General features: G+C 60.4%; 22 protein-coding genes. 10 read left to right on the top strand and 12 right to left on the bottom strand.

Features of this window, described 5'->3' with window-relative positions; translation table 11 throughout:
* Nucleotides 1–51: 51 nt before the first annotated feature.
* Nucleotides 52–1,827, top strand: coding sequence for a glycoside hydrolase family 13 protein (locus OHL18_RS13605; RefSeq protein WP_263375388.1), 1,776 nt, complete (start codon nt 52–54; stop codon nt 1,825–1,827).
* 7 nt (nt 1,828–1,834) lie between these two features.
* Here the strand turns inward: OHL18_RS13605 and OHL18_RS13600 are convergent, their stop codons facing one another.
* The 4 genes from OHL18_RS13600 to OHL18_RS13585 all read right to left on the bottom strand — a co-directional run bounded on the left by OHL18_RS13600 (nt 1,835) and on the right by OHL18_RS13585 (nt 5,477).
* Nucleotides 1,835–2,242: a VOC family protein gene (locus tag OHL18_RS13600; RefSeq protein WP_263375387.1), complete on the bottom strand. Its 408-nt coding sequence runs from the start codon at nt 2,240–2,242 to the stop codon at nt 1,835–1,837.
* A gap of 165 nt (nt 2,243–2,407) precedes the next feature.
* Nucleotides 2,408–3,850: a hypothetical protein gene (locus tag OHL18_RS13595; protein WP_263375386.1), complete on the bottom strand. Its 1,443-nt coding sequence runs from the start codon at nt 3,848–3,850 to the stop codon at nt 2,408–2,410.
* Complete coding sequence (locus OHL18_RS13590; RefSeq protein WP_263375385.1) at nt 3,847–4,224, bottom strand: hypothetical protein; 378 nt, start codon at nt 4,222–4,224, stop codon at nt 3,847–3,849. The genes OHL18_RS13595 and OHL18_RS13590 overlap by 4 nt, the downstream gene beginning before the upstream one ends.
* Before the next feature lie 14 nt (nt 4,225–4,238).
* Entirely contained in the window at nt 4,239–5,477 is a 1,239-nt protein-coding gene (locus OHL18_RS13585; protein ID WP_263375384.1) for an alkaline phosphatase family protein, read from the bottom strand.
* Between the two features lie 249 nt (nt 5,478–5,726).
* Between OHL18_RS13585 and OHL18_RS13580 the strand changes: the two genes are divergently transcribed.
* On the top strand, nt 5,727–6,032 hold the full coding sequence (locus tag OHL18_RS13580; protein ID WP_263375383.1) for a hypothetical protein: 306 nt from the start codon (nt 5,727–5,729) through the stop codon (nt 6,030–6,032).
* 21 nt (nt 6,033–6,053) lie between these two features.
* Here OHL18_RS13580 and OHL18_RS13575 read toward each other — a convergent pair whose 3' ends face one another.
* The 3 genes from OHL18_RS13575 to OHL18_RS13565 all read right to left on the bottom strand — a co-directional run bounded on the left by OHL18_RS13575 (nt 6,054) and on the right by OHL18_RS13565 (nt 10,977).
* Nucleotides 6,054–7,313, bottom strand: coding sequence for a competence/damage-inducible protein A (locus OHL18_RS13575; protein ID WP_263375382.1), 1,260 nt, complete (start codon nt 7,311–7,313; stop codon nt 6,054–6,056).
* Nucleotides 7,314–7,584: 271 nt separating this feature from the next.
* Entirely contained in the window at nt 7,585–9,414 is a 1,830-nt protein-coding gene (locus OHL18_RS13570; protein WP_263375381.1) for an amidase, read from the bottom strand.
* A gap of 153 nt (nt 9,415–9,567) precedes the next feature.
* Nucleotides 9,568–10,977 (bottom strand): cytochrome P450, encoded by a 1,410-nt coding sequence (locus OHL18_RS13565; RefSeq protein ID WP_263375380.1) that lies wholly within the window; start codon nt 10,975–10,977, stop codon nt 9,568–9,570.
* 233 nt (nt 10,978–11,210) lie between these two features.
* Here OHL18_RS13565 and ypfJ point away from each other — a divergent pair, with 233 nt between their 5' ends.
* Entirely contained in the window at nt 11,211–12,122 is a 912-nt protein-coding gene (ypfJ, locus tag OHL18_RS13560; protein ID WP_263375379.1) for a KPN_02809 family neutral zinc metallopeptidase, read from the top strand.
* 34 nt (nt 12,123–12,156) lie between these two features.
* Here the strand turns inward: ypfJ and OHL18_RS13555 are convergent, their stop codons facing one another.
* From OHL18_RS13555 to gyrB, 3 genes are all read right to left on the bottom strand, one after another.
* Nucleotides 12,157–13,158, bottom strand: coding sequence for a phosphatase PAP2 family protein (locus OHL18_RS13555; RefSeq protein ID WP_263375378.1), 1,002 nt, complete (start codon nt 13,156–13,158; stop codon nt 12,157–12,159).
* A 138-nt stretch (nt 13,159–13,296) separates the two neighbouring features.
* Nucleotides 13,297–13,671 (bottom strand): hypothetical protein, encoded by a 375-nt coding sequence (locus OHL18_RS13550; RefSeq protein WP_263375377.1) that lies wholly within the window; start codon nt 13,669–13,671, stop codon nt 13,297–13,299.
* 210 nt (nt 13,672–13,881) lie between these two features.
* On the bottom strand, nt 13,882–16,557 hold the full coding sequence (gene gyrB, locus OHL18_RS13545) for a DNA topoisomerase (ATP-hydrolyzing) subunit B (protein WP_317890494.1): 2,676 nt from the start codon (nt 16,555–16,557) through the stop codon (nt 13,882–13,884).
* A gap of 245 nt (nt 16,558–16,802) precedes the next feature.
* Here gyrB and OHL18_RS13540 point away from each other — a divergent pair, with 245 nt between their 5' ends.
* Complete coding sequence (locus OHL18_RS13540) at nt 16,803–17,198, top strand: helix-turn-helix domain-containing protein (RefSeq protein WP_263375376.1); 396 nt, start codon at nt 16,803–16,805, stop codon at nt 17,196–17,198.
* A gap of 227 nt (nt 17,199–17,425) precedes the next feature.
* On the opposite strand, the gene OHL18_RS13535 is transcribed toward OHL18_RS13540, so the two are convergent.
* Nucleotides 17,426–18,019 (bottom strand): hypothetical protein, encoded by a 594-nt coding sequence (locus OHL18_RS13535; protein ID WP_263375375.1) that lies wholly within the window; start codon nt 18,017–18,019, stop codon nt 17,426–17,428.
* Between the two features lie 20 nt (nt 18,020–18,039).
* On the opposite strand from OHL18_RS13535, the gene rpmI reads away from it, so the two are divergent.
* From rpmI to OHL18_RS13520, 3 genes are all read left to right on the top strand, one after another.
* Nucleotides 18,040–18,237: a 50S ribosomal protein L35 gene (gene rpmI / locus OHL18_RS13530; RefSeq protein ID WP_263375374.1), complete on the top strand. Its 198-nt coding sequence runs from the start codon at nt 18,040–18,042 to the stop codon at nt 18,235–18,237.
* Between the two features lie 186 nt (nt 18,238–18,423).
* Nucleotides 18,424–18,813 (top strand): 50S ribosomal protein L20, encoded by a 390-nt coding sequence (rplT, locus tag OHL18_RS13525; protein ID WP_263375373.1) that lies wholly within the window; start codon nt 18,424–18,426, stop codon nt 18,811–18,813.
* Between the two features lie 268 nt (nt 18,814–19,081).
* On the top strand, nt 19,082–21,040 hold the full coding sequence (locus tag OHL18_RS13520; RefSeq protein ID WP_263375372.1) for a sensor domain-containing phosphodiesterase: 1,959 nt from the start codon (nt 19,082–19,084) through the stop codon (nt 21,038–21,040).
* Between the two features lie 74 nt (nt 21,041–21,114).
* Here the strand turns inward: OHL18_RS13520 and OHL18_RS13515 are convergent, their stop codons facing one another.
* Nucleotides 21,115–21,291 (bottom strand): hypothetical protein, encoded by a 177-nt coding sequence (locus OHL18_RS13515; RefSeq protein ID WP_263375371.1) that lies wholly within the window; start codon nt 21,289–21,291, stop codon nt 21,115–21,117.
* Nucleotides 21,292–21,325: 34 nt separating this feature from the next.
* Between OHL18_RS13515 and OHL18_RS13510 the strand changes: the two genes are divergently transcribed.
* The 3 genes from OHL18_RS13510 to OHL18_RS13500 all read left to right on the top strand — a co-directional run bounded on the left by OHL18_RS13510 (nt 21,326) and on the right by OHL18_RS13500 (nt 24,095).
* Nucleotides 21,326–21,778, top strand: a complete 453-nt coding sequence (locus tag OHL18_RS13510; RefSeq protein ID WP_263375370.1) for a nuclear transport factor 2 family protein — start codon at nt 21,326–21,328, stop codon at nt 21,776–21,778.
* A 107-nt stretch (nt 21,779–21,885) separates the two neighbouring features.
* The gene (locus OHL18_RS13505; protein WP_263375369.1) at nt 21,886–23,295 is read left to right on the top strand and encodes an FAD-binding oxidoreductase; all 1,410 of its coding nucleotides are present in this window, start codon (nt 21,886–21,888) and stop codon (nt 23,293–23,295) included.
* The gene (locus OHL18_RS13500) at nt 23,292–24,095 is read left to right on the top strand and encodes an SDR family oxidoreductase (RefSeq protein WP_263375368.1); all 804 of its coding nucleotides are present in this window, start codon (nt 23,292–23,294) and stop codon (nt 24,093–24,095) included. The genes OHL18_RS13505 and OHL18_RS13500 overlap by 4 nt, the downstream gene beginning before the upstream one ends.
* Nucleotides 24,096–24,227 lie beyond the last annotated feature (132 nt).

The raw sequence follows: 24,227 nt of genomic DNA, 5'->3' as shown, positions 1-24,227 counted from the left end.
GGCCATGTTGAACTGCGCCAGTCTTTGCAGTCTGGCGGTACAATTCCTCGCATGTTCCGGACTCGTATTTTGCGCGCCTTCGTAGCCGCTGCTCTCTTATCGTTTGCGATCGCGATCCCCGCCCAACAGCTTGTCAACGGCTATGAGCCGAAGTGGTGGAAGGAAGCCGTCGTCTATCAGATTTATCCTCGATCCTTCAAGGATTCGAATGGCGACGGGATCGGCGACATCCCCGGCATTATCTCGAAGCTGGATTACCTGCAGAAGCTTGGGGTGAATGTGATCTGGTTGAGTCCGCACTATGACTCGCCCAATGTCGATGGCGGTTACGACATCCGCGACTACCGCAAGGTGATGAAAGATTTCGGCAACATGGGAGACTTCGACAGTCTCCTCGCCGGGATCAAACAGCGGCATATGCGGCTCATCATTGACCTGGTCGTCAATCACACATCGGACGAGAACAAGTGGTTCGTTGAATCGCGGAGCAGCAAGACGAATCCGTATCGCGACTTCTATATCTGGCGTCCGGGTCACACGGCGGCGGACGGGACTCGCACGCCGCCGAATAACTACCCGTCTTATTTTTCTGGATCTGCGTGGACGTTGGACCCTAGAACGAATGAGTACTATCTCCATTACTTTGCGGTGAAGCAGCCTGATCTGAACTGGGATGAGCCGAAGGTTCGCCAGGAGGTCTACAGCCTGATGCGGTTCTGGCTGGACAAGGGCGTGGATGGATTTCGCATGGATGTCATTCCGTTGATCTCAAAGCCTGCCGGGATGCCGGACCTTACGCCGGAACAGTTGCAGAATCCTCCGAACGCCTATGCCAATGGGCCACGGCTGCCCGAGTATCTCCACGAGATGAATCGAGAGGTGCTGTCGAAGTACGACGTGATGACGGTGGGTGAAGCGACCGGCACGACGTTGGCGCAGACGAACTCGCTGGTTGACGATCGTCGGCATGAGTTGAATATGATCTTCAACTTCGACGCGATCAAGCTGGGACGACCTGACTTTGGACCGAGCGTGCTTGGACCGTGGTCGCTATCACAGCTTAAGTCGATTTACGATGCCCATGCTACCGTTCTGACGAAGCACGATTGGGATACAGTCTTTCTTTCGAACCACGACAATCCGCGGATTGTGTCGACTTTCGGAGATGATTCGCCTGCCATGCGTGTGCCGTCGGCGAAGCTCTTTGAGACGATGATCCTGACCTTGCGCGGGACGCCGTTTCTTTACCAGGGCGACGAGCTTGGCATGACAGACTATCCGTTCAAGAAGCTTTCGGACTACAACGACATTGCCATCAAGAATGCGTACAAGGACCAGGTGGAATCAGGAAAAGTATCGGCTGAGGCTTTCCTTGCGGGGCAGGCCAAGGTAACTCGCGATAACGCGCGTACGCCGATGCAGTGGGACAGTTCTCCTGAGGCTGGCTTCACGACCGGGGATCATCCCTGGCTTGCGGTGAATCCGAACTACACGGAGATCAATGCAGCTGCCGAAGAGGCCGATCCAGCTTCGGTGCTCAACTATGTGCGCGCGCTGCTCAAGCTACGGGCCGGCACGCTTGCTTTCGTCTATGGGGACTACAAGGACCTCGATCCCAAGAATGAGAAGGTCTATGCGTATACGCGGACGCTGGGTGGAGAGCGGTATCTGGTGGTCGAGAACTTCGGCTCGAGCGCTCAGACGTATACGTTGCCGGATGGATTGAAGGCTGGGACGCTGTTGCTGTCGGATATTCCTTCGTCGCATGAGGCGGGTGTTTCGACGCTGAACCTTGGGCCCTGGGAGTCGCGGATTTATAAACAGTAAGTGACCATCAAAGATTGACCGAGGTGCCGCCCCAGCTTTCTGGTTCGATGTCGGCGCAGGTCTCGGTGAAGTTCCATCGGTGGCCGTGGAAGTCCTGCGCGGTGTATTGGCGCTCGCCGTAGACTTCGTCGCGGAGTTCGCTGAGAATGATGGCTCCAGTGGCGCGGGCTCGTTCGCAGTGCGCGATGGCTTCGGTGATGCGGACCTGGACGGTGCAGGAGTGGTTGGGAGTGGCGTCGCCCTCGGCGATGGTGAAGCATCCTTCCCCGGCACGCATCTGGATGCGGTGGTTGGCGATGATTAAGCGCACGGTGAAGCCGAATGCGTTTTGTAGCCATGTTGCTGCTTCTTGTGGAGATGGGTAGTAGAGGACTGGGATGACGGGGCAGGGTGGGACGGAGCGGTTGTAGAGCATGAGCGAAGTCTCGCGAGTGGATACGGGAAAGATATATCACTGAGTGGATGATTCGATGATCCTAAAAGTCTGTGGGCGAAAGGTTCGAGATGTGGGGGTGATGTGCGCGGTGTGGCAGGTCCTTCGCTTCGCTCAGGATGACGGCCAATACAATGGCATTGGATGTTAGAAGAGCGAAGGGCGGGGTGATCCGCCTAGCAGTGTGTTGCTGATGGAGAAGGTGGTGTGGGTGCCTTCGTTGCCGCCCCAGGCATAGAGGAGATAGACCAGCGGAAGGCCGCCGGCGTGGACTGTGAGGCCCACGGAGTAGCTGGTGCGGAGATTCGTGAAGTCAAGATCACTGCGCGTGAAGGGCGACTTGGCGGCGTCGGCGGAGAAGTAGACGCCGAGGGGAACCTTGGGCAGAGAGTGCTCGGCGGTGCCGCGAAGGAGGACGATGTTGGGAGAACGGAAGCGGTAGTCGGGATAGCTGGCGAGGATGGGGTCGCCGTCGATGTTGGAGCCGCCAGTGGTGGGGTCGAAGTAGAAGGGCACTGCGTTTTTGGCGTTGGCGGCTGAGCCGCTGAGCAGCAGACGGAGGCTGATGGAGCCCTCGTTGTTGGTGGTGGTGGAGATGTGCGGGCAGGCCGAGCCTACGGAGGCGCAGGAGTCCGGGCCGTTGTGGGGATTGGCGGCGATGAGCGTGACTTTGCGGTTGAGGGCGAACTCGTGGCCGATGTCGGCGGTCCAACGGCGGAAGGTGTAGGGGGCGTCGACAGCGCCGAAGTACTGGAAGTTGGCGAGGTAGTGCAGGCGCAGGCGATTGTTGAAGAGGCTGGGCTGGACTTGTATGCCGACTCCGGGTTGGAGGAAGGTTGCGGACTGCGCGAGGCCCGGGGCGGAGGCTTCGGTGTAGAGCGCGGCGACGGTGGGGATGGTGGGGTCGTTGCCGGGTCGGAGTTGGGGGACGCGGCCGTTGAACTCTCCTGTGAAGGAGATGCCGGCGCGATTGAGCGGGATGATGGCGCTGGCTCCGGCGATGGTCTGGGTGAGGCCGAAGGAGGATTTGCCGGAGGGGAGCGTGTTGGGGCCGAGGCCGTAGAAGTAGAGGCGATTGAGGGAGGTTGTCTCGGCGTATAGGTTGTAGACGGGGGAGACAAGTACGGAGGGAGCCTTCTGCTTCGCCGTGGGCGTGCCCATGACTACGCCGATAGTCTGGTTGGATTGCGGGAGTTTGTAGGTGGTAAGGTAGGTGCCTGCTCGCCAGGAGAGGTTGGTGCTGGCGACGGCGTCTACGTTGAAGGTGAGGCGGCGTTCGCTGGAGAAGTCTTTGTGCTCGACGAAGGCGAGGCCGGGGGCGAAGCCGTTCTGCGGGGCGAGACTGCCGACCGCGATGTGTAAGGGCTGACCGGTGACGAGGGTCTGGCCGATGTCGACGAGATGGCCGAAGGTGAATGTGGAACAGGGCTTGACGAGTTGCTCCTGGCAAGGGTGGAGCTCGAGCCACTCGCGGCGGAAGTCGGAGTGGATGCGGCTCTCGTTGCCGCCCTGGGCTGCGGCCGTGGCGTGCGTCATCGAGAGCTGGGCGCTGAGAAGGGCGGCGGCGAAGAGTGAAAGTCGCGGCTTCATTTCTTCCTCTCCGCGAGTTTCTTCGAGGAGCTTTTCTTTGGCGCTGATGTATTTGTTGCGGCTGCGGCGATGGCGAGAGGAGCGGCTTTCGGAGACTTCTTCGCCGATTTTTTCGCTGGCGGCATGCTGAGTACCGGCTTTGTTGCGGTCCCGGCAAGGCCTTTCGCGCGGAGTGTTGTGGTGATAGCGGCGATGTACTTCGCCGCTCCGGCTTCGGTGTAGATGTTGCGCGCGATCTCGGGATCGATGCCGAGATCGCCGCTCTTCATCTCGACATGCTGAAAGTGCTTGAGTTGGTGAAGGAGCAGGTCGGAGATGCGGCGATTGTGGTTGTAGGCGGACCGCGGTGGCGCGGGGACTTTGATCGGTTCCACGGATGGCCTCCTTGCTAGTTTGGGGGTTGAAGGACGAAGGTGGGGCACTCGTCGTCGGTGCGCATGGTAGCGAGCTTGAGATTGCCTAGGAAGGTGTTGGCGGTCTGCTCGCGGATTGAGGTCTTGCCGGGTGGGAGTTGAAGGAAGTCGCTGACCGTAGCGGGGATGCTGGCGTGGTCAAAGGTGTCGGGGATGACGGTGCCGGCGGCGACCCAGGGCGAGATGAGGATGGCAGGGACGCGGACGCCGAGGCGGTCGAAGACGAAGGGGTCGAGGGTGCCGGTGTCAGCGGGCTGGGCGATATAGGGCGCGTCCGCAGGACAGGATGGCGGGGGGACGTGATCGTAGATGCCGCCGTGTTCGTCGTAGACGACTAGGAGTGCGGTGTGCGGCCAGAGATCGGAATTGCCGCGGATGGCGTTGTAGACCTGGGCGATGAACTGCTCGCCGGCGCGGACGTCGTGGTCGGGGTGCTGGTCGCAGGCGATGGCTTCGCCGCTGCCGTCGGGAGCGGGGTGGTCGGTGTAGTTGGGCTCGAGAAAGCAGTAGTCGGGCAGAGCATTCTGCTGGCAGGCGCTAAGGAAGTCGGTGAAGGTGCCGAAGATGGCGGGCTCGTTCTGGAGGAGGTTGACGACCTCCATGGTGGAGCTGGCTTCGTCGAAGTAAAAGAGCTTGGTGGTGTGGTTGGAAGCGAGCAGGCGGGTGTAGATGGCGGGGATATCTTTGCCCTCGTAGAAGATGTCCATGCTGACCTGGCCGAAGGAGGTGCCGTAGTGGGCGAAGGCGCGATTGCAGATGGTGGGGCCGGGGATCGATGCGAACCAGCGATTGAAGACGGCGTACTGGGTCGCAAGCGTGGTCAGGACGGGGAGTTTATCCGGCGTGAAGTAGTAGAGGATCTTGTGGGATTGCTGGGTGTTCTGCTGCTGATTGAAGTAGCTGGTGACGAAGCCCTGCATGTTGGCGGTCGCGAGCGGCGGCCCATGCTGGGTGCTGTTGAAAATCTGTAGATTGACGGCGGCGAAGTGATGGTTGGGGTCGGGGTCGAGCTGGCTTTGATACTCAGCGAGCGGCTGGACGGTGACGGTTGCGCCGGTGATGTCGGGATTGGACTCGGTGCCGGTGAGGCCGTCGATGTTGGGGTGGGTGGCTTTCAGTGCCCCGAGCATGTGGTCGAAGGAGCGGTTCTCCATCATGAGGACGACGACATGTTTGAGATTTTGAATTCCTGGCAGAGTGCGATCGAGTGCCATTGAATTCCTCCTAAGAAAGGGGATTGCCAAAGCGAATCACGCATAGCCGTTGGCGATTTTCTGAAACTCGGCCCGCGACGGAAGATGGGGCCTCGGAGGCTACCGGGCCAGCCGATCTATGGTGAGCGAGGTTGCCACAATCGTTACAGGGAAACATAGTACTTCAGTTTTGAGGGCAGTCGAGGAAAGGCGAATTCGGTGGGGTGCGGGCGGTAGGCTTGTCTCAGTCGACCCTTGTGAGGTGAAACGATGATGGCGGATGCGCGGAAGATCGTCACAGCCCGCGAGGAGCGGACGGCTCGGAAGGTGGCTTCCCGGAATCGCAAGGTTTATCTGTTTGGGGTTAGCTTCATTCTGTATTTATGGTTCCTGGGCATCAACGTCATTGGGCAGGCTGTCGTTGCCCTACGGCCTGCTGGGCGTAATGCTGTAGCGAGACTCGACGTGGTTACGAGTCTGAGCTTCTATGCTTTCCCTTTGCTGGGGTGCCTGGTCTTCCTATGGATCGTCGTCCAGGTAACGAAGCCGGTCGTCGCCGGGCGCCAGGTGCTTTAGTGCAGCCTGAGTTTTGCGCGGCTAGAGCAACGCCTGGCGGAGAAGTTCAAGGGCGTGTTGACTGGACCACCAGCGGATGCGGTCGCGGTCGCCCATCAGGTTGAGCTGGGTGACGGTGGTGGCGGTGGGAGTAGCGAGGCTGATGTAGACGAGTCCTACGGGTTTGTTGGCATCGCCTCCACCTGGGCCGGCGATGCCGGTGATGCCTATGCCGACTGAGGCATTTGTGCGCTTGCGAATGCCCTGAGCGAGGGCGCGGGCTACCGGTTCGCTGACTGCACCGTGGGCGGCGATGATGTCGGCGGGGACGTCGGCGAAGGCGGTCTTGAGGTCGTTGCTGTAGACGACTGCCCCGCCCAGGAACTGCTTTGAGCTGCCGGGGATGGCGGTGATGCGTTGGGCGAGAAGGCCGCCGGTGCAGGACTCGGCGGTGGCGAGGGTGTAGTTCTTTGCGGCCAGGAGATCGAGGGCGACCTCTTCGAGGGAGCTGTTGTCGTCGGAGAAGATAGCCTCACCCATCTCGAGCTTGATGAGGGTGGCGAGGTTGTCGACCTGAGATTGGGCTTCGGAGACGGTCTTCGCAGATGCCTGGAAGTGAAGCTGGATCTCTCCAGCGTGGGCAAGGATGGTGGTTTCAACGTCGGGGAATTGTTTATAGATGGGTGCGGTGCGGGCGTCGACCTGGGACTCGGGAAGGAGGGCCATGCGGAGGACGCGCTTGGCAATGTGCCGCTCGGGGACGAGGAAGATGAGGCGGTGCTTGACCTCGGCGGCGAAGAGGGGCTTGAGCTCGCGGGGTGGGCCAGGGAGAAGGATGACGATGCGGCGGTGAGATTCGCCGAGCGGATCGGTGACGTTTGTGACGAGGAACTGGCCGACCGCGCTGCCGTTGATGTTGGGGAGGATCTCGGCACCTTCAAGGACGTCGGCCTGCTTGGAGTTGTTGGCGGTCATGACGAAACCGCGCTTGGCGAAGCGCTCTGCGAGGTCGGCGAGGAGTTTTTCGTCGCGAACGAGGGAGATGTCGAGAGCGGCGGCGACGGCCTCACGGGTGAGGTCGTCTTCGGTGGGGCCAAGGCCGCCGGAAAAGATGACGATGTTAGCGCGCATCAGCGCGACGGACGCTGCGGCAGTGAGGTGCTGGAGGTTGTCGCCGACGATGGTTTTGAAGGCGACGGCGACGCCGAGGTCGTTGAGTTCGGAGGTGAGATAGAGGGAGTTGGTGTCCTGCCGGAACGGGGTGAGCATCTCGGAGCCGGCGGCGATGATTTCAGCGATCATGTCTCTATGAGATACGAAGTTTAGGCGGAGGGATACGGGGAGATGCGGAATTTGTGGGGAGGTGGTAGGAGCAGGTCCTCCGACTGCGTCGAAGGATGACAAGGGTGGGGTGGTGGCGGACCCACTCATATCGAGAGACAAAGGCGCGATGAATGGGGCACGGAGTTGAGGAATCGTGGCGGAAAGGTTTGGGCGGCTTGGGTCAGTTTGGCTTCGTAGGGGTCCTTCGCTGCGCTCAGGATGACGGCAAGAACAAACAGAGGCAACGTGGTCAACTGAGCTTGGGGTGGAGTTTATGGAAGCCGGTTTTTTCCTGATAGGCGCGGGCGAAGGCGGCTAGACGGGCTTCAGAGTAGAGCGGGCCTAAGAAGGTAATGGAGGTTGGAGTGCCGGGGCCGCCGGCGTTGTCGTCGTCATCTTCGACGTTGTGGGTTGCGGGTGGGGCGTCGTTGCCACGGATGCCGTTCGGGACGATAATGGCGGGCTGGCCGGTGAGGTTTGTGGCAGCGAGCTGGGTACCTCCGGAGGTGGTGACGATGACGTCGAAGTTGGCGAAGAACTCGTTCATCTTCGCGATGGCAAGAGTGCGGGCGCGCATGGCCTGGATGTAGTCGACGGCGGAGTAGAAGCGAGCGACGCGGAAGGTATTTGGCCAGTCATAATCCTTCTGACCGGTGAGGAGCGTGTCGCGACCGGAGCGGGTGAGATCGTCGAACGCGGCTGCGCCCTCGGCCTCCAGGACGGGGACGATCTCGTCAAAGGGGAACTTGGGCACCTCGACGGGTGTGAGGGTGATATCCATGCTGCGGAGGACGTCCAGAGCTGCGTTGGCGAATTTGGCGTCGTAGAGGCGGCGGGCGTAGGACTGCTTTTCGCTGTCTTTGGCGTCGGGTTTGGGAGGGGTGATCTCGAAGGCGGCCTTGATGTAGCCGACGCGGAGGGACTTCCACTCGAAGGTGGCGTCCCAGTTGAAAGCGGCGTTCTGGGTCGCGAGATCATGCTGGTCGGGGCCGTAGATGGCGGAGAGCACGAGAGCGCAGTCTTCGACGGAGCGGCAGATGGGGCCAATCTTATCCATCGTCCAACTGAGCGCCATGGCCCCGGTGCGGGGGACGAGGCCGAAGCTGGGGCGAAGGCCGGAGGTTCCGCAGCGTGTGGAGGGCGAGGCGATGGAGCCGAGGGTCTCGGTGCCGATGGAGAAGCCGAGGCAGCCGGCGGCGGTTGCGCTGGCGCTTCCGGCAGAAGAGCCGCTAGAGCCTTGCTTTGGGTTCCACGGGTTGCGGGTGCGTGCGCCGAACCAGAGGTCTCCCTGGGCTAGAGCGCCGAGGGTGGTTTTGGCGATGAGGACGGCACCGGCGGCATCGAGGCGTTGGACGACGGTGGCGTCGTAGTCGAAGGATTGCGTCTCGAAGCCCGCAGCTCCCCAGGTAGTGGGGTAGCCTTTGACGGCGAGAAGGTCTTTTGCGCCCCAGGGGATGCCGTGGAGCGGGCCTCGATATTTGCCAGCGGCGATCTCGGCGTCCGCGGTGGCGGCTTGTTTGAGAGCGCGGTCTTCGGTGTAGGTGATGACGAAGTGGAGGGTGGGATCGTAATTGCGCAGGCGTGCTAAGTAAAGCTTCGTAAGGGCGAGGGAGGTGATCTTGCGGGTGCGGAGGAGTTCGCCGAGTTCGCGGACTGTGGCGAAGGCGAGGGCTTCCGAATTGCTGGGGTTGATGGAGACGTCGGGGGCCGGACCGAGGATCGCGGGCTTGCGAACGGTTTCGAGGACGGTTCCGCCCGGGACAGGATCGAAGACGAATGCAGGAGCGACCGAGTTGGGGAGGTGCAGGTCACGGATGGCGGTGAGGGAGTCGCGGTGCTCAGTGAGGCCGGTGAGCATCATCTTCTTCTGATCAGCGGTCAGGGTGATGCCGGCGATGGCGGCTGCGGCGTCGATCATCTCCGGGGTGATCTTGGGGAAGTCGGCGGCCTTCTGGTCTTGCGCTGGGGCGCTTGATTGGGCCTGAGCGGCGAGGGTGAAAAGGGTGCCGGGAAGGAGGGTGTTACCGAGGCCGAGAGCAGAGCAGATGGACAGAAAGTGGCGACGGGAGGATTCGGGCATGTTGGGATTATTGCATTGGGGGTTGGGTGACCGATTGGACAGCAGATCCTCCGCCCACGGCGAAGGATGACAAGCGTGAGTTGGTGGCCGACCCATTCATCGCGATAAAGCCGCGATGAATGGGGCACAGAGCGGAGGGTTGGCGTGGGGTCACTAGCGGCGGGTGAGAGTCAGATCGACGGAATGTTTGGGGCGGAGGCTGATGGCGGGGTTGTAAGCAATCTCTGCGGGAGGGTTGGGCGGGAGGGTGAGCTTCCAGTCGCGGGCTATGACGGCGAGGACGAAGACGCCCTCCATCCAGGCGAGGCCCTCGCCGATGCACTGGCGGCTCCCGCCTGCGAAGGGATAAAAAGCGTAGCGGGGGCGGGAGGATTTGCTTTCGTCGGAAAAGCGGGTGGGGTCGAAACGAAGAGGGTCGGGGAAGAAGCGTGGGTCGCGGTGGACGACGAACTGCGGGGCGACGAGGATGGAGCCGGGGGCGATCTTGTAGCCGGCGATCTCGTAGGGTTCGTGGCAAGTGCGGGCGGTGACCCAGACGGGAGGGTAGAGACGGAGGGCCTCGGCGAAGACCTGCGTGGTGTATTTCAACTTCGAGTAGTCTTCGGCCGCGGGGGCGCGGGCGGAGTCGCCGGTGCCGAGGACTTCGCGGGCTTCGGTGGAGACGGCGGCCTGGATCTCGGGATGTCGGGCGAGCAGCGCTAGAGCGAAGCTGAGGGCGTTAGCGGTGGTCTCGTGGCCCGCGAGCATGATGGTGAGGCACTCGTCGTGGAGCTGCTGATCGGACATGGTCGCCGACTCGTTGCCGGTGGCTTCCGGGTCGACCGCGTCCATCAACATAGACAAGAGATCGCCGCGGCCTGAAAGGCCGGAGGGGGGATCGCGGCGGCGGTCTTCGATCATGCCGTAGATGATGGCGTCGAGTTCGGCGCTGCCCTTGCGGATGCGCTGCATGGTGGGGATGGGCAGCTTCATGATCTGGTCGGAGAAGGGAAGGAAGGCGAGCGGAAGGAAGCCCATGAAGGCATCGACTGCCTCAGAGATCTTCTTTACTTCGGCGTCCGATTGCACGTTGAGGTCGAAGAGGCACTTGCCGACGATGCGGAGGGCGATGGCGAGCATCTCTTCACGGAGGTCAAGGGTGGAGTTGGGCTGCCAGCGGGAGGTCATGGCGATCGCTTGTTGGCCGATGGTCTCGGCATAGGACGCGATGCGGTTGCGGTGGAAGGCGGGCTGGGCGAGGCGGCGCTGGCGCATGTGAAGCGGCTCTTCGCTGGTGAGGAGGCCTTCGCCGAGTACAGCTTTCGCGCGCTGCATGACGATGCCGCGGTGATGTTTGGCGGCGTCTTTGAGGAAGAAGTCTTCGATGAGGGAAGGGTGGGTGATCTGGTAGATGTGGCGGCCCACGGCGGTGTAGTGGACGAGGTCGCCGTAGGTCTGGGCGCACTCCTGCATGTAGGTGACGGCGTTGCCGCGGAAGACGCGACCGGTGAGCAGGCGGGGGAGGAACTTCGGGCCAGGAGGGTAGAGGCCGTTGGCTTTGCCGATGTGTGGGGTGGTGCTCATAATGATTTGAGTGTAGTGGTGCGCACGGGTGATAGTTTGGCGCGACGAAGTTTCCCTGCATGGGATTTTTCTCTGGAGCGAAGTCCAAGAGTGCATCTCAAGATCTGTTGGGAGACCTACACGACAAGAGCGAAATGCGGCGGTCTCTCCGCTAAGTCCGCAAAAGCGCGGACTTCGGTCGAGATGACGTATCTATGAAACTAGACGGGCCTGAGAGCTGAGAGGAAAGTGATATGGATTGGACGCCGGGTGGTGAGAGTAACGATATTGAGGATCGTCGGGATGATTCGGGCGGTGGTTTTGACGACGGCGGTGGAGGATTTGGTGGCTTCGGCGGGATGGGCGGAGGTGGGCTGGGGATTGGTGGATTCGTGATTCTGCTGCTGCTGAGCCTGGTGTTTGGGCACAACTTCCTGGGCGGGTTTTTTGGTGGTGGAGGTGGGCAGGGCGCGGTGCAGAGTGGGCCTCGAGTAGCGGGCGAGGCGAAGGCGCATCCGGCGGGCGAGGATCGTGATGTGCAGTTGATCAGCTTTGTGCTGGATGATGCGCAGAAGACGTGGACGCAGATCTTTGCGGATGAGGGCAAGAAATATCATCATGCGAAGCTGGTGCTGTATCGGGACCAGACGTACTCGGGATGCGGGACGGCGCAGGCGACGACGGGGCCATTCTATTGCCCTGAGGATGAGAAGATCTACATCGACCTGGGGTTCTGGGACGAACTGAAGCAGCTTGGTGGCAGCACAGCGGACTTTGCGCAGGCGTACGTGATTACGCATGAGCTGGGGCATCATGTGCAGAACTTGCTAGGGATCGAGAACCGGATGCAGCGGCTGGTTCAGCAGGAGCCCGGCGAGAAGAATCCGTTATCGGTGGATCTGGAGTTGCAGGCGGATTGTTTTGCGGGGGTGTGGGCGCACTCGACCGAACAACGGAACATCGTGCATGAGGACGATGTGGCGGGGGCGCTGAAGTCGGCAGCGGCGGTGGGGGATGATCATCTACAGCAGATGGCTGGCAAGGCGGTGAGTCCGGAGAAGTGGACTCACGGATCGAGCGCCTCGCGCACGAAGTGGTTCAAGACCGGGCTGATTGGGGGCACGATCGAAAGCTGCGCTACGTTTGGGGGGAAGATTGAGCCGTAACTGGTTCCGCTTTGAACGCGGTGTATGGGAGGGATCAGGCGGCGCGTTTGAATCGCTTTGGTGTGTTGGCGAGGATCTTCGATTCGCGGGCAGAGAGGGAATCCTTGCCGGATTCTTCGAGGTAAGGGCAGACCCATGCCGCGCCGAGCTGCGCGGTGACCGCGACCGCAAGACCGCCGAGGAGATCGATGCCGTAGTGCCAGCCGGTGGTGAGGGTCGACAGGCAGGTTATGCCGGCGAAGGACCAGACGAGTGGACGGACGCGGGGGATTGCGCCGAGGGACATCGCTGATAGGAGCGCGAGCACGACGTGGAACGACGGGAAGGAGACGATGGCGGCGGAGTTGAAGTTGAGCGTGACTCTTGCGGGCGACTTCAGCAGGAGGAGGTACTTTGTCACCTGTAGCTGGATAGGGCTGGGCGCGAAACCTTCGGTCATCCACGGGCCGGCTGCGGGCCATAGGGCGAAGAGCGTCGCTGTGATCAGGGTGCCAATGACGAGAGCGACGATGTAACGCTGCGATGCTTCAGGGCGACCGGTGAAGGGTGGCAGGATCAGCGCCAACATAATCAGCAGCGAGACGAGGTTGTAGGTTGCGGCGAAGATGGAGCGCAGCATCGGGATGTGGGCCGAGAGGCCCGCTATGCGGGCGGTGTTCAGGTGAAGGCATCGATCGATGTAGGTGAGTTGTGCATCGACGAGCGGGAAGGGGCTCCGTGCGGCGATCTGAATGACGACTGAGAGCAGGTGGGTGAGCAGAACCGCCCAGATCGCATTTTCGCAGGAGTGGATGAGACGCGGAAGGGGACGCCAGTGGCAGAGGCAGAGCCCTGCCACGACGAACAGGAAGGTGGGCCAGCCGCTGGAGAGCTGGGAGAGCCCGTCAAGCTGGACTTTGCGGGTGAGCAGAAGATCAAAGAAAAACAGGGCCGCTACGAGCAGCGTCATTGCGGCGTTAAAGCGGGTGGCGCTCCGTTGGAGTACGATCCGTGCGGGCGTGTTTTGCTTTGGCTCGTGGGTTGCTAAAAGGTTCAAGCGGATCACCGGGAGTCTAACGGTAAAACGGTCTATGAGCCTGGGCCATGCGACGTTTGGGTCATAGCCAGTGCGCTTTATCGTTCTTCCGGGAGAGCAAGCCGATCGAACGGCGCACGACACAAGTAACTGAGCCTCCTATTTGCAGGAGGCTCGGGCTTTTTCAAGCAAGTCGGGCGAGTACTTCTCGGGGATCTTGACGAACTTGACGTGGTCTTTCTGGGCGAGGCGCATCAGGTTGTCCATGTTCTCCTGAGTCTCGTCGGTGACCTTCTGATCAAACGTGTAGTCCTGCGTTTCGATAAGGGTAAGTTTGCCGACAGTCTTGGTCGTGACGGCGACCCCGTAGAAGCGTCCACTGGTGTGCTTGCCTTCGGCGAAGATGATGCAGCCGGAGTTGTGGGACATCGTCCCCCAGACGACCGGGTCCAGGTTCTCGGGTTTCTTTTCGGCGGAGAGTGATGTAGGGATGGCGAGGGCAAGGCCAAAGAGAACAGCGATAGAGGACTTCATTGAGGGATTGGCTCCGTGACTCTGGGTAATGTGGGTCGATTCTGGCCGAATCGATGGACAGTGCCAATCGGGGATGTGATCGGTGGGAGTCGATGTACGAAAGCAAAACAGATCCTCCGCCTTCGGCGAAGGATGACAAGGATGGAGGGTAGTGGCGAAGGGGCACGATCCGGCGTTGGATCGTGCCCTTTTGTTTGAACTGAAGTGGAGTTAGATGTCGAGGTTCTTGACGTCGAGGGCATTCTCTTCGATGAACTTGCGGCGGCTCTCGACGTCTTCGCCCATCAGGGTGGTGAAGATCTCCTCGCAGGCGGCGATGTCTTCGAGCTTGACCTGCATGAGAGTGCGGCGTTCGGGATCCATGGTTGTCTCCCAGAGCTGGGGGGCGGTCATCTCGCCGAGACCCTTGTAGCGCTGGACTTGGTATTCCTTGCGGCCCTGCTCGATGACGTACTCGAAGACCTCGCGAGGTGTCTTCTTCTCGACGGGGTCCTGGTTAACCTTGCTGGAGCGCTTGGCTGCGGGCTTGGTCTCGGCTATCGTGCCAGGGGCCTGAGCGTCGGCGGCTACACCTTCTTCCGAGGCGATCTCTTCGGCTTCATCGGCGGCTTCCTGGATGACTGCGGCTGCGGTCTTGGGAGCGTAGGAGATGTGGAAGGGGCCTTCGAGGCGGTCTTTGAGGATCGCGTACTTGGCGAGGAGCTGGCGGCTCTCGGCGGCGTTGGCGAGGGCCCAGTCGATGGTGCGGACTGCGCCCTGGGAGTCGGTGAAGCTGACCGACCAGGTCTGGTGCTCTTCGTCGAGGGTGGGCTCGCCGACGGCGCGGAACTGGAACTCCTTGACAGCGGCCTGGACCTTCGCCTGCATCTCGACGAGCTTGGCGGGTGCCACGCCTGGGTTTGCGGGATCGGCCTGGAAGTCTTCCTTCTTTGCAGGCGTCGCTCCTTCGTGCGAGAAGAGCTTGATGAAGTCGAGCGAGACGGTCTCGTTGCGGAGACGCTTCTGGAACTTGTCCCAGAGGCCGAGGTACTCCGAGAGCTGACCCATGAAGGCGGTGAAGTCATCGCCCTGGAGCTGCAGCTTCTTCTCGCCGTAGGTCAAAAGCATTCCGTCAGACGCGCGCTTGAGCATGACGGCAACGTACTCGCGCTCGTCCTTGATGTACTGCTCGAACTTGCCCTTCTTGATCTTGAACAGCGGCGGCTGGGCGATATAGACGTGGCCGCGTTTGATCAGCTCCGTCATGTGGCGGAAGAAGAAGGTGAGCAGGAGGGTGCGGATGTGGGAGCCGTCGACGTCGGCATCGGTCATCAGGATGAGCTTGCCGTAGCGGAGCTTGGAGGCGTCGAAGTCGTCCTTCCCGATGCCACAGCCGAGGGCGGTGATCATGGCGCGGATTTCCTCGTGGCCGAGCATCTTGTCGTAGCGGGCCTTCTCGACGTTGAGGATCTTACCCTTGAGCGGAAGGATTGCCTGGAAGCGGCGATCGCGCCCCTGCTTGGCGGTCCCGCCGGCCGATTCACCCTCGACCAAATAGAGCTCGCAGCGGTCGGGCTGGCGTTCGGAACAGTCGGCCAGCTTGCCGGGAAGGCCGCCGCCGTCGAGAGCGCCCTTGCGGCGGGTGAGGTCGCGGGCCTTGCGCGCGGCTTCGCGGGCGCGGGCTGCATCGATGGCCTTGTTGATGATCTTCTTGGCAACCTGGGGGTTCTGCTCGAGGAAGGCGCCGAGGCGCTCGTTGACGAAGGCCTGGACGGTGCCGGCGATGTCGGAGTTGAGCTTGCCCTTGGTCTGGCCTTCGAACTGCGGCTGCGAGAGCTTGACCGAGATGACGACGACGAGGCCTTCGCGGACGTCATCGCCGGAGAGGTTCTCCTTGACGTCCTTGAAGAGGCCGAGGGACTGACCGGCGGCGTTGATCGTCCGCGTAAGGGCCGTCTTGAATCCCGAGAGGTGGGTTCCGCCGTCGATGGTGTTGATGTTATTGGCGAAGGTGAAGACGGTCTCGGAGTAGGCATCGTTGTACTGGAGGGCGATCTCCATCGCGACGTTGTCGCGCTCGGCCTCCATGTAGATCGGCTTCTCGTGGAGGACTTGCTTGCCCTTGTTGAGGTGCTTGATGAACTCCGCGATGCCGCCGATGTACTTGAACTCCTGGTGCTTGCTCTCGCCGGTCTTCGCGTCGGTGGTGCGCTCGTCGGTGAGGTGGATCTCGAGGCCCTTGTTGAGGAAGGCGAGCTCGCGGAGGCGCTGGGCGAGGGTGTCGTAGGAGAACTCGTGGACGGTGAAGATGGACTTGTCAGGGAGGAAGTGGACCTTGGTGCCCTTGCGCTTGCTGGGGCCCATCTTGCGGAGGGTGCTGATGGGCGCGCCCTTGGAGTAGTCCTGCTCCCAGGCGTGGCCGTCGCGCCAGATCTCGACGTCGAACTCTTCGGATAGGGCGTTGACGCAGCTTACGCCGACGCCGTGGAGGCCGCCGGAGACCTTATAGTTGGAGGCGTCGAACTTTCCGCCGGCGTGGAGCATGGTGAGGACGACCTGGACGGCGGGCATCTTTTCGCCGTTGATGACCTTGTCGTCAACCGGGATGCCGCGGCCGTCGTCGACGACGGTGATGGAGTTGTCGACGTGGATGGTGACGTCGATGCGGGTGGCGTGGCCGCCGAGGGCCTCGTCGACGGAGTTGTCGACGACTTCGTAGACGAGGTGGTGCAGGCCCTGCTCGCCGGTGCTGCCGATGTACATGGCGGGGCGCAGGCGGACGGCGGCGAGGCCTTCGAGTACGGTGATGTTTTCAGCGGAGTAGCCGCCGCCTTCTTTTACGGCTGGGGTGGCCGGGGTTTCGAGGTCGAGAAGGGCGGTGCCGGTGGGGGTTGCTGTCGATGCCAAAGGAGCTCCGTGAGACCGTATTTTTGGTGCGGAAGGAGGGGCCGTCGGGGGCCGCTCGAAATTGCGATGATTCCCGCGTCAATTCAGTGGTTTAGGGCTGATTGAACGGGTAAATTCTGTATCTATAGTGTAGCACGGGGGAGGATGGTTTTTGGTGGTGCAAAGCACCGTCCCCGATGCCTCCCTTGGGGCCGATAGAATGGCTTAACGCCCCATGTTGGCGAACCGCGATAAGGGCGCAAGCGATGACGACGAAACTGGCAAATCCGGCAGAGATGATCCGGGCAGGCGCTCCGCGGCTGATTCATACGGACGAGGAACTTGCGGAGTACACCGAGGCGCTGTTTTCGCTGACAGGGAAGGCGGAGCGGTCGCTGGGGGATGAAGAGGCGATCGAGCTTTTGACTGCGCTGATCGACCGGTACGAGTCGGAGCGGTATCCGATGCCGGAGGCGAAACCGGCGGAGGTTTTGCGGTTTCTGCTCGATCAGAATGGGCTTTCGCAGCGGGACGTTGCAGAAGAGATGGGTGGGGAGAGCATCGTTTCTCTGGTTCTGGCAGGGAAGCGGCAGTTGAACCGGGATCACATTGCGAGGTTGAGCCGGAGGTTTGGGGTGTCGCCGGCAGTTTTCTTTGGGTGACGTTTGTAGGGCTCGTCCCATTCATCGCAGTGTTTCGCGATGAATGGGACGAGATGGTTGAATATAATGGGGAGGGATTCCCCTACGGGGGCTCGATGGTGAGACTCACCATCAGACCGAAACGGATGCGTCGGATTACAAGAGTCAATCGCATGTCGGGATTCATCCTTTCTCTAACCGCTCTTGCGTCCGTGAAACGTGAGAGCGGTTTCTATTTGGATCCAAAATTAGAGGGTCTTTGTGCCCTTGCTTGGAGGTGCGCCAATGCCCCGCGAGTGATTCCACGTAAACGCTGGTTTCCCTCCGACGGTTACGGGCTGGATATCGCCTCGTGCGTGCAGGCGGCTAATAACGCTGTGAACAGAGGCCATCACATTGCCATATTTGGTGATGTCAACACCGGTGGACTTGAGCCTGTCTCTAACTTCTGTAGGCTGCAATGGGCCACCGGCACCTCGAAACGCACCTCTGATAGCGTCGGTCAGTCCAATTGCATCCTCTTCGACGAACTGCTCTCCAACGGCTCGCGAAAGGACCGCGACGATTTCGCGCAGCTTGGCGTTGCGAGTTTCGATGCTTTCCTGCTCTTGAAGAATTTTGCCAAGACGCTCTTGATTGCTTATCAGTTCACTCTTAGCTTTTTCGAGAGTGTTTTTGAAATCCGTATCGGAGACCATGGAAAATTTATACGTAACGTCTAACTTTAAAGCAAATTCCGGCACCGCTGTGTCTAAAAAAGTTTGCGCGTGCGGCAAGACGCGGATAAAACGCCACCGTTTTGCCGAGTTCTCGTATAGACTAAGAGGGTTGTCCAGTTTCATCCAGAGTCACCAGGAAACCCATGCCAAAGTTGAAGACACACTCGGGCGCGTCGAAGCGCTTCACCAAGACTGCCAGCGGCAAGTTCAAGCGCGGGCACTCCAAGATGCGCCACATTCTGACCTCGAAGGCCACCAAGACCAAGCGCAAGCTGGGCGGGTCGGCGCTTATCTCCGAGGCGGATCAGTACAACGTCGCCCGCATGCTTCCTTACGCCTGATCTTTCAGGCATAAGGTAAGCGAGTTTTTCAGATCGAGCCTCCTGCAAGGGAAAAGGGCCAGGAAATGCGTTATCGGCCCCTGGAATTGCCTATGGCAGTTCCACCGAGATCTGAAGTTGCATAGCGCGTGAAGAGGGCCACCTCCCTCCAGCCGCTTAACCGCAGTACGCCAAAGGAGATGCACCATGCCCCGTGTAAAACGGAGTACAAAACGTAGCGACCGCCGCAAAAAGATTCTCAAGCGCGCGAGTGGCTACTTCCTCACCAAATCCAAGCTCTACCAGGCAGCGCAGGAGGCCGTCGAGCGCGGACTCATGTTCGCCTATACCGGCCGTAAGCAGAAGAAGCGGCAGTATCGCTCTCTGTGGATCGCGCGTATCAACGCAGCTTGCCGCCTGAACGGTATGAGCTACTCGACCTTCATCAATGGCCTGAAGCTGGCTGGCAATCCTCTCGATCGCAAGATTCTTGCGGACATCGGAGCGAATGACGCTGCTGGTTTCGCCGCGCTTGCGGTGCAGGCTAAGGCTGCGCTCGCAGAAGCCAAGTCGGCACGCGAGAAGGCTGCTGCTTAGTTTGACTCGTTCCCAAGATTTAAGTATCCAAGAGGGCATCGCTTCGGCGGTGCCCTCTTGCTTTGTGGGTTTGGTTTGGCGATAAGGGCGAGGCACGGCAAGTCTTGTCTGCGGTTCTTCTGACGTTGCACTTTCGGTTGCGAAAGGCCAAATAGGTCACCATCTCTTTCCAGTTGCTGGCCCTTAAGATTTTGATTTACAACGTCTGTCTGCTGCCTATGTGTTCAAGACTACAGACGGGCTCCATTCAGGGGGCTACTGTTACGCCATGCTCATCAGCCTCCCTGAACTAAATAGAGCAATCGCGGACGATGAACTTGTTCCCCACTTTCAACCGATCGTGGAGTTGCGTACCGGGCAGCTCTCCGGTTTTGAAGTGCTCACGCGGTGGGAGCACCCGGTCCGTGGTGCTTATCTCCCCTCGAATCTGATTGAGCTGGCGGAGTCGAGCGGATTGATCGGTGAGCTCACGCACCAAGTGTTCACGAAGGCTTTTTCGCTTATCGCCGCGGTGGCAGAGCCGCTGAAGCTCTCGGTCAATCTCTCCCCCATACAGCTTGCCTACCCCGATCTGGCTCGGCAGATCGAGAGTATGGCCTCCTCCGCCGGTTTTCGTCTGGATCGTCTGACGATCGAGATTACGGAGAGCGCGCTTCTCAGTGATCTCGCCCGATCACAAGGGCTCGCCCATGAGCTCAAGGAGCTCGGCTGCCGCCTTTCGCTGGACGACTTCGGGACTGGCTACTCAAGCCTCGCGCACCTGCACGCGCTTCCGTTCGACGAACTGAAGATCGACCGCGCCTTCGTCAGCCAGATGACGAAGAAGCGGGAGAGCCGCAAGATTGTCGCGGCGATCATTGGACTGGGTCACAGCCTGAGTTTGAGCACGGTCGCCGAAGGAATCGAGACCCAGGAACAGGCGGACATGCTTCTGTGGCTTGGGAGTGAACTTGGACAAGGGTGGCACTATGGCAGAGCATCGTCGTTCGACTCCATCCGCGAGATGGTGGCGGAGCCGTTTCGGCCAGCGGCGGCTGGACTGCCGTGCCCGGGAGAAGATTGGGCGGCGTCCAGCCTGGAGGCTTTGCCGACACAGCGACTCGCCCAACTCCAGGCGATCTATGATGGCGCTCCGGTAGGTCTGTGCTTTGTCGATTGCAGTCTGCGCTACGTCAGCATGAATCAGCGGCTAGCGGAGATGAACGGTGCCGGCGTGGCCGCTCATCTTGGACGGACGATTCAGGAGATGGTGCCAGAGCTTTATCCGTATATTGAGCAGTATCTAGTGCGCAGCCTGGAGGGCGAAGCAATCTCAGGGGTCGAGATTCCCAGGCCGAAGAAAGGCTCCGAGGAGATGGGATGGATCATGGTTTCGTACCAGCCAGCCTTTGATGAGGCAGACGAGGTGATTGGCGTATCCGTCTCGGTGATGGACATCTCGGAACAAAAGAGGGCCAAGGACGAGTTGCAGGAGAGCGAGTTTGTACAACGCCACCTGATCGAGTTGAACCGGCAGGTTCCGTGGGTGATGGACCCTGAAGGCAACAACCTGCAGATGAGTTCGAAGTGGGTGAGGACGGACTCCGCCATCAAGGAACAGACCCGCAACCTCGGCTGGCTGGAAGCGCTGCATATCGACGACCTGAAGCCTACGATCCGCAAGATGAAGAAGGCCCTTCGCACCGGCGAACGAATCGATATGGAGTACCGGGTGCAAGACACCGAGGGCGAGTGGAGATGGATGCGGTCGCGCGGTCTACCCCGGCTGGGCCCGAACGGCGAGATCAAACGGTGGTACGGAAGCGTTGAAGACATCCACGAAAAGAAGTGCGCCGACGCGGCGGCACGCAAGACAGAGTTGAAGATGCGGGCTTTGCTCAATGCCGTGCCGGTTGCCATCATCATCGATGAAGGGAAGGAGCGGGCGATACGCATCCATGAAAGCCGGCCCGAGGAAGCCGTGGAACTGTTTCCCGACACTGGCCCCTTGCGGGAAGGTCGTCCTACAGAGATCTACCCGATCGCCGCAAAGATCCAGGACCACATCTTTCAGGACTTCGCAACGTCCGACGAGATCCGATCGCGATTGGAAGCGCCGGGCAAAAAGAAGAAGAACAAGGTCTCGGTTGGCCTGCAGATTGTCGATGATGTTGATCGCGCACGAAAGGAACGGAAGAGACTGGTCACGATGCTTGAGGAGTTTGCGGGGCAGCGGGCGCAGGGATAGGTCAGCCGAAGCGGCACTCTTCGGATAGGGCATAGCTAAGGCCATGGCCTTTTTCTTGGGTGCCGGCCCGCGCCTCACTGGTCCTCATTCTCACCACAAATAGCCTTGCCTTGGCGTCCTTGCTTTAGCAAATCGCCGATCAATGGCTCGCCGATCGCCCCGCTGGCTCCTGCCTCAAATACGGGCATCGCGTTCTCCATATCGATGGAATGGCCGATATGCAGGCCGCCCGCTGGAAACATGGTAAGCATAAGGTTCTGAGCAGCGTCGCGCTATGCTGGTGACATGAAAAGAGTCAGAAGGGCTGCGGTCCTGTTCAAGTCGTCTTCGCTTGCGGGCGATTCGCAAAGATCTTCAGAGGAGACAGAGATCCGGGCGATTCGTGCGGAGTCGAACCGGGCAATCGCCGCGCAGGATGTTGCGGGTGTTTCGGCCAGTCTTGCGGACGACTTTGTTGTGGTCATTGGGGACGGCACTTTTCTTAGCCGTAAGGAGTATGTTGCGGCTTTTGCGCAGGGGTTTGAGCAGCCTTCGCCTTTGAGCTACGAGCGGATTGTGGATGCAATCCAGCTTTCAAGCGCGCTCCCGCTGGCGGCGGAGCACGGACACTGGACGGGGCGGCTGCAGGATGGGCGGACTTTATTCAGCGGGACCTATTCGGCGATGTGGCGACGGACGGCAGCGGGGTGGAAGCTGCGGTCGGAGCTGTTTGTGCTGCTTACCCAAGTGGAGAATTAGGTTCAGGGTAAATAGCGGGATTGCAGTGCTGCGAAAGAGTCACGTGAGGATCACGGGACGGGCAGGTTTTTCATTGGAAATCGATCGGGATCAGCTATTCTGGGGACATGGCACAATCTGCGATCGTCCAGGAACCTGCACAGGAAACGGGAACGTCGGCGAGGCCGCCGTACCAGGCACCACCCCAGCCTGGTTTCAAGCCACCCTTTGAGCCGTGGGGACGGTATCCGGTTTATGACGCAAAGATCGTCCCGCTGAACTGGCAGGGCGATATACCGGGAGCCATGAAGGGCCTGCACGGCGGGGCGCTGGCCGTAGGCATGGGCCGTAGCTACGGCGATAGCTGCCTTCTCAAGGACGGCAACCTGCTGGTGACGACGGGCATGGACCGGATACTGGACTTCGATCCGACGACAGGCCTGTTGACGGCCGAGGCAGGGATGACGCTGGCACAGATTCTGGACTTCGCGGTGCCGCGGGGATTCTTTCTGCCGGTAACGCCGGGGACGAAGTACGTGACCCTGGGCGGGGCGATTGCGAACGATATTCATGGCAAGAACCACCACGTGGCGGGAACGTTCGGATCGCATGTGACGCGGTTTGGGCTGATGCGGTCGGACGGGAGCTACAAGCTCTGCTCGCCGACGGAGAATCCCGACTGGTACTCGGCGACCATTGGCGGGTTGGGGCTGACGGGCGTAATTCCGTGGGCGACGCTCAAGATGAAGCCGATTGTGTCGCGGGCGATCGATTACGAGGGGATTCAGTTCCACGGGATCGACGAGTTTCTTGCGCTGACCGAGCAGTACAAGCATATCGAGTACACCGTGAGCTGGGTCGATTGCGTCTCGACGGGAAAGAACTTTGCGCGGGGCGTGTTCATGCTGGGCGACCACTCGAAGGTGCCGGACGAACTGAAGCCTTCGCCAGAGCCGAAGCTGGTGTTTCCATTGGACGCTCCGGGATTTGCGCTGAACCAGTACACGGTGGCGGCGTTCAACACAGTGTTCTTCCACAAGCAACTGAAGCCGCGCGTTACGGCGCTGCAGGATTACGAACCGTTCTTCTATCCGCTGGACAAGGTGCTGCACTGGAACCGGCTGTATGGAAAGAGTGGTCTGCTGCAGTTCCAGTATGCGATTCCGTGGGAGAACGCGCGCGAGGGGACGATTGCGATCCTTGGCGCAGTGGCAAAGTCGGGACTGGCTTCGTTTCTGGCGGTGCTGAAAGCGTTTGGCGATGTGCCTTCGCCGGGATTGATGAGCTTTCCGCAGCCGGGAATCACGCTGGCGCTGGACTTCCCGATCAAGCCGAATCTGAGCTTTCCGCTGTTTGAGCGGTTGGCCGACATGACGCGCGATTACGGCGGACGGCTTTATCCGGCGAAGGATGCCGCGATGACCGCTCCGCAGTTCCAGGCCTTTTATCCTCAGTGGGAGAAGCTCGAACGCTTCCGCGATCCTTTGCTTACCTCCAGCTTCTGGGAGCGCGTTACCGGAGACCGAACCACACTATGAGCACACAGACGACAACTCCTGAACTTGCTTTGCATGCGGTGCCTGCAAAGACGATCTACGCTTCGAAGAAGATTCTGGTGCTGGGGGCTACCTCCGGCATTGCTGAGGCCACCTGCCGGATATGGGCGGCGAAGGGCGCGAGCTTATTTCTGATCGCTCGGAACGCGGACAAGCTGGCTGCTGTGGCCGCCGATTTGAAGTCGCGTGGGGCCCACTATGTCGACACGGCGGTCGCGGACCTTGATGACACGTCTAGGCACCCGGAACTGTTGGCCCACGCGGTGAACTCGCTGACGGGTCTCGATGTGGCTTATCTCGCGCACGGCGTGTTGGGGGACCAGGCGCAGGCGGAGGCTGACTTTGCAACGGCGGAGCAGATTCTGCACACGAACTTTACGGCACCGGTGTCGCTGCTGACGTGGCTGGCGAACTTCTGCGTGCAGCGGCATGCGGGCGTGCTAGCGGTCATCTCGTCCGTGGCGGGCGATCGCGGGCGGAAGTCGAACTACGTTTATGGATCTTCTAAGGCGGGGCTTTCGGCGTTCCTGGGTGGTCTGCGGAATCGCGTGGACCGCGAGGGCGTAACCGTGCTGACGATCAAGCCTGGGCCGACGAAGACGGCGATGACTTCGGCTATGCCTGGAAGCGAGAAGTTCGCGGATGTGAACGCGGTGGCGAAGAGCATCGTGGCCGCGGTCGATGCGAAGAAGGATACGCTGTATGTACCTTCGAAGTGGGCCCTGATTATGTTCGTGCTGACGCATATTCCGGAGAAGATTTTCAAGAAGACGAATACGTAGGATTCTGTTTTTAGTGAGTGAGAATGGCGGTGAGTTGGCGGGTTCCCGTCTGGCCCACCGCCGTTTTGATTTTGGGCAAAGTGGAATAAGTGCGGCGAGGGGAATTCGAAAGAAACGTACCTCAGAGGCTAA

Origin of the sequence: Granulicella aggregans, from assembly GCF_025685565.1 — a bacterium.
Lineage (GTDB): Bacteria > Acidobacteriota > Terriglobia > Terriglobales > Acidobacteriaceae > Edaphobacter > Edaphobacter aggregans_B.
The sequence above is the reverse complement of the archived record's forward strand: the minus strand, read 5'-3'. Positions and strand labels throughout refer to the sequence as shown.

Excerpts from the sequence above, each read along its gene's own strand:
- OHL18_RS13605 (WP_263375388.1), top strand. The coding sequence starts at position 52 with ATGTTCCGGACTCGTATTTTGCGCGCCTTCGTAGCCGCTGCTCTCTTA.
- OHL18_RS13600 (WP_263375387.1), bottom strand. The coding sequence starts at position 2,242 with ATGCTCTACAACCGCTCCGTCCCACCCTGCCCCGTCATCCCAGTCCTC.
- OHL18_RS13595 (WP_263375386.1), bottom strand. The coding sequence starts at position 3,850 with ATGAAGCCGCGACTTTCACTCTTCGCCGCCGCCCTTCTCAGCGCCCAG.
- OHL18_RS13585 (WP_263375384.1), bottom strand. The coding sequence starts at position 5,477 with ATGGCACTCGATCGCACTCTGCCAGGAATTCAAAATCTCAAACATGTC.
- OHL18_RS13580 (WP_263375383.1), top strand. The coding sequence starts at position 5,727 with ATGATGGCGGATGCGCGGAAGATCGTCACAGCCCGCGAGGAGCGGACG.
- OHL18_RS13575 (WP_263375382.1), bottom strand. The coding sequence starts at position 7,313 with ATGATCGCTGAAATCATCGCCGCCGGCTCCGAGATGCTCACCCCGTTC.
- OHL18_RS13570 (WP_263375381.1), bottom strand. The coding sequence starts at position 9,414 with ATGCCCGAATCCTCCCGTCGCCACTTTCTGTCCATCTGCTCTGCTCTC.
- OHL18_RS13565 (WP_263375380.1), bottom strand. The coding sequence starts at position 10,977 with ATGAGCACCACCCCACACATCGGCAAAGCCAACGGCCTCTACCCTCCT.
- ypfJ (WP_263375379.1), top strand. The coding sequence starts at position 11,211 with ATGGATTGGACGCCGGGTGGTGAGAGTAACGATATTGAGGATCGTCGG.
- OHL18_RS13550 (WP_263375377.1), bottom strand. The coding sequence starts at position 13,671 with ATGAAGTCCTCTATCGCTGTTCTCTTTGGCCTTGCCCTCGCCATCCCT.
- OHL18_RS13540 (WP_263375376.1), top strand. The coding sequence starts at position 16,803 with ATGACGACGAAACTGGCAAATCCGGCAGAGATGATCCGGGCAGGCGCT.
- OHL18_RS13535 (WP_263375375.1), bottom strand. The coding sequence starts at position 18,019 with ATGAAACTGGACAACCCTCTTAGTCTATACGAGAACTCGGCAAAACGG.
- rpmI (WP_263375374.1), top strand. The coding sequence starts at position 18,040 with ATGCCAAAGTTGAAGACACACTCGGGCGCGTCGAAGCGCTTCACCAAG.
- rplT (WP_263375373.1), top strand. The coding sequence starts at position 18,424 with ATGCCCCGTGTAAAACGGAGTACAAAACGTAGCGACCGCCGCAAAAAG.
- OHL18_RS13520 (WP_263375372.1), top strand. The coding sequence starts at position 19,082 with ATGCTCATCAGCCTCCCTGAACTAAATAGAGCAATCGCGGACGATGAA.
- OHL18_RS13515 (WP_263375371.1), bottom strand. The coding sequence starts at position 21,291 with ATGCTTACCATGTTTCCAGCGGGCGGCCTGCATATCGGCCATTCCATC.
- OHL18_RS13510 (WP_263375370.1), top strand. The coding sequence starts at position 21,326 with ATGAAAAGAGTCAGAAGGGCTGCGGTCCTGTTCAAGTCGTCTTCGCTT.
- OHL18_RS13505 (WP_263375369.1), top strand. The coding sequence starts at position 21,886 with ATGGCACAATCTGCGATCGTCCAGGAACCTGCACAGGAAACGGGAACG.
- OHL18_RS13500 (WP_263375368.1), top strand. The coding sequence starts at position 23,292 with ATGAGCACACAGACGACAACTCCTGAACTTGCTTTGCATGCGGTGCCT.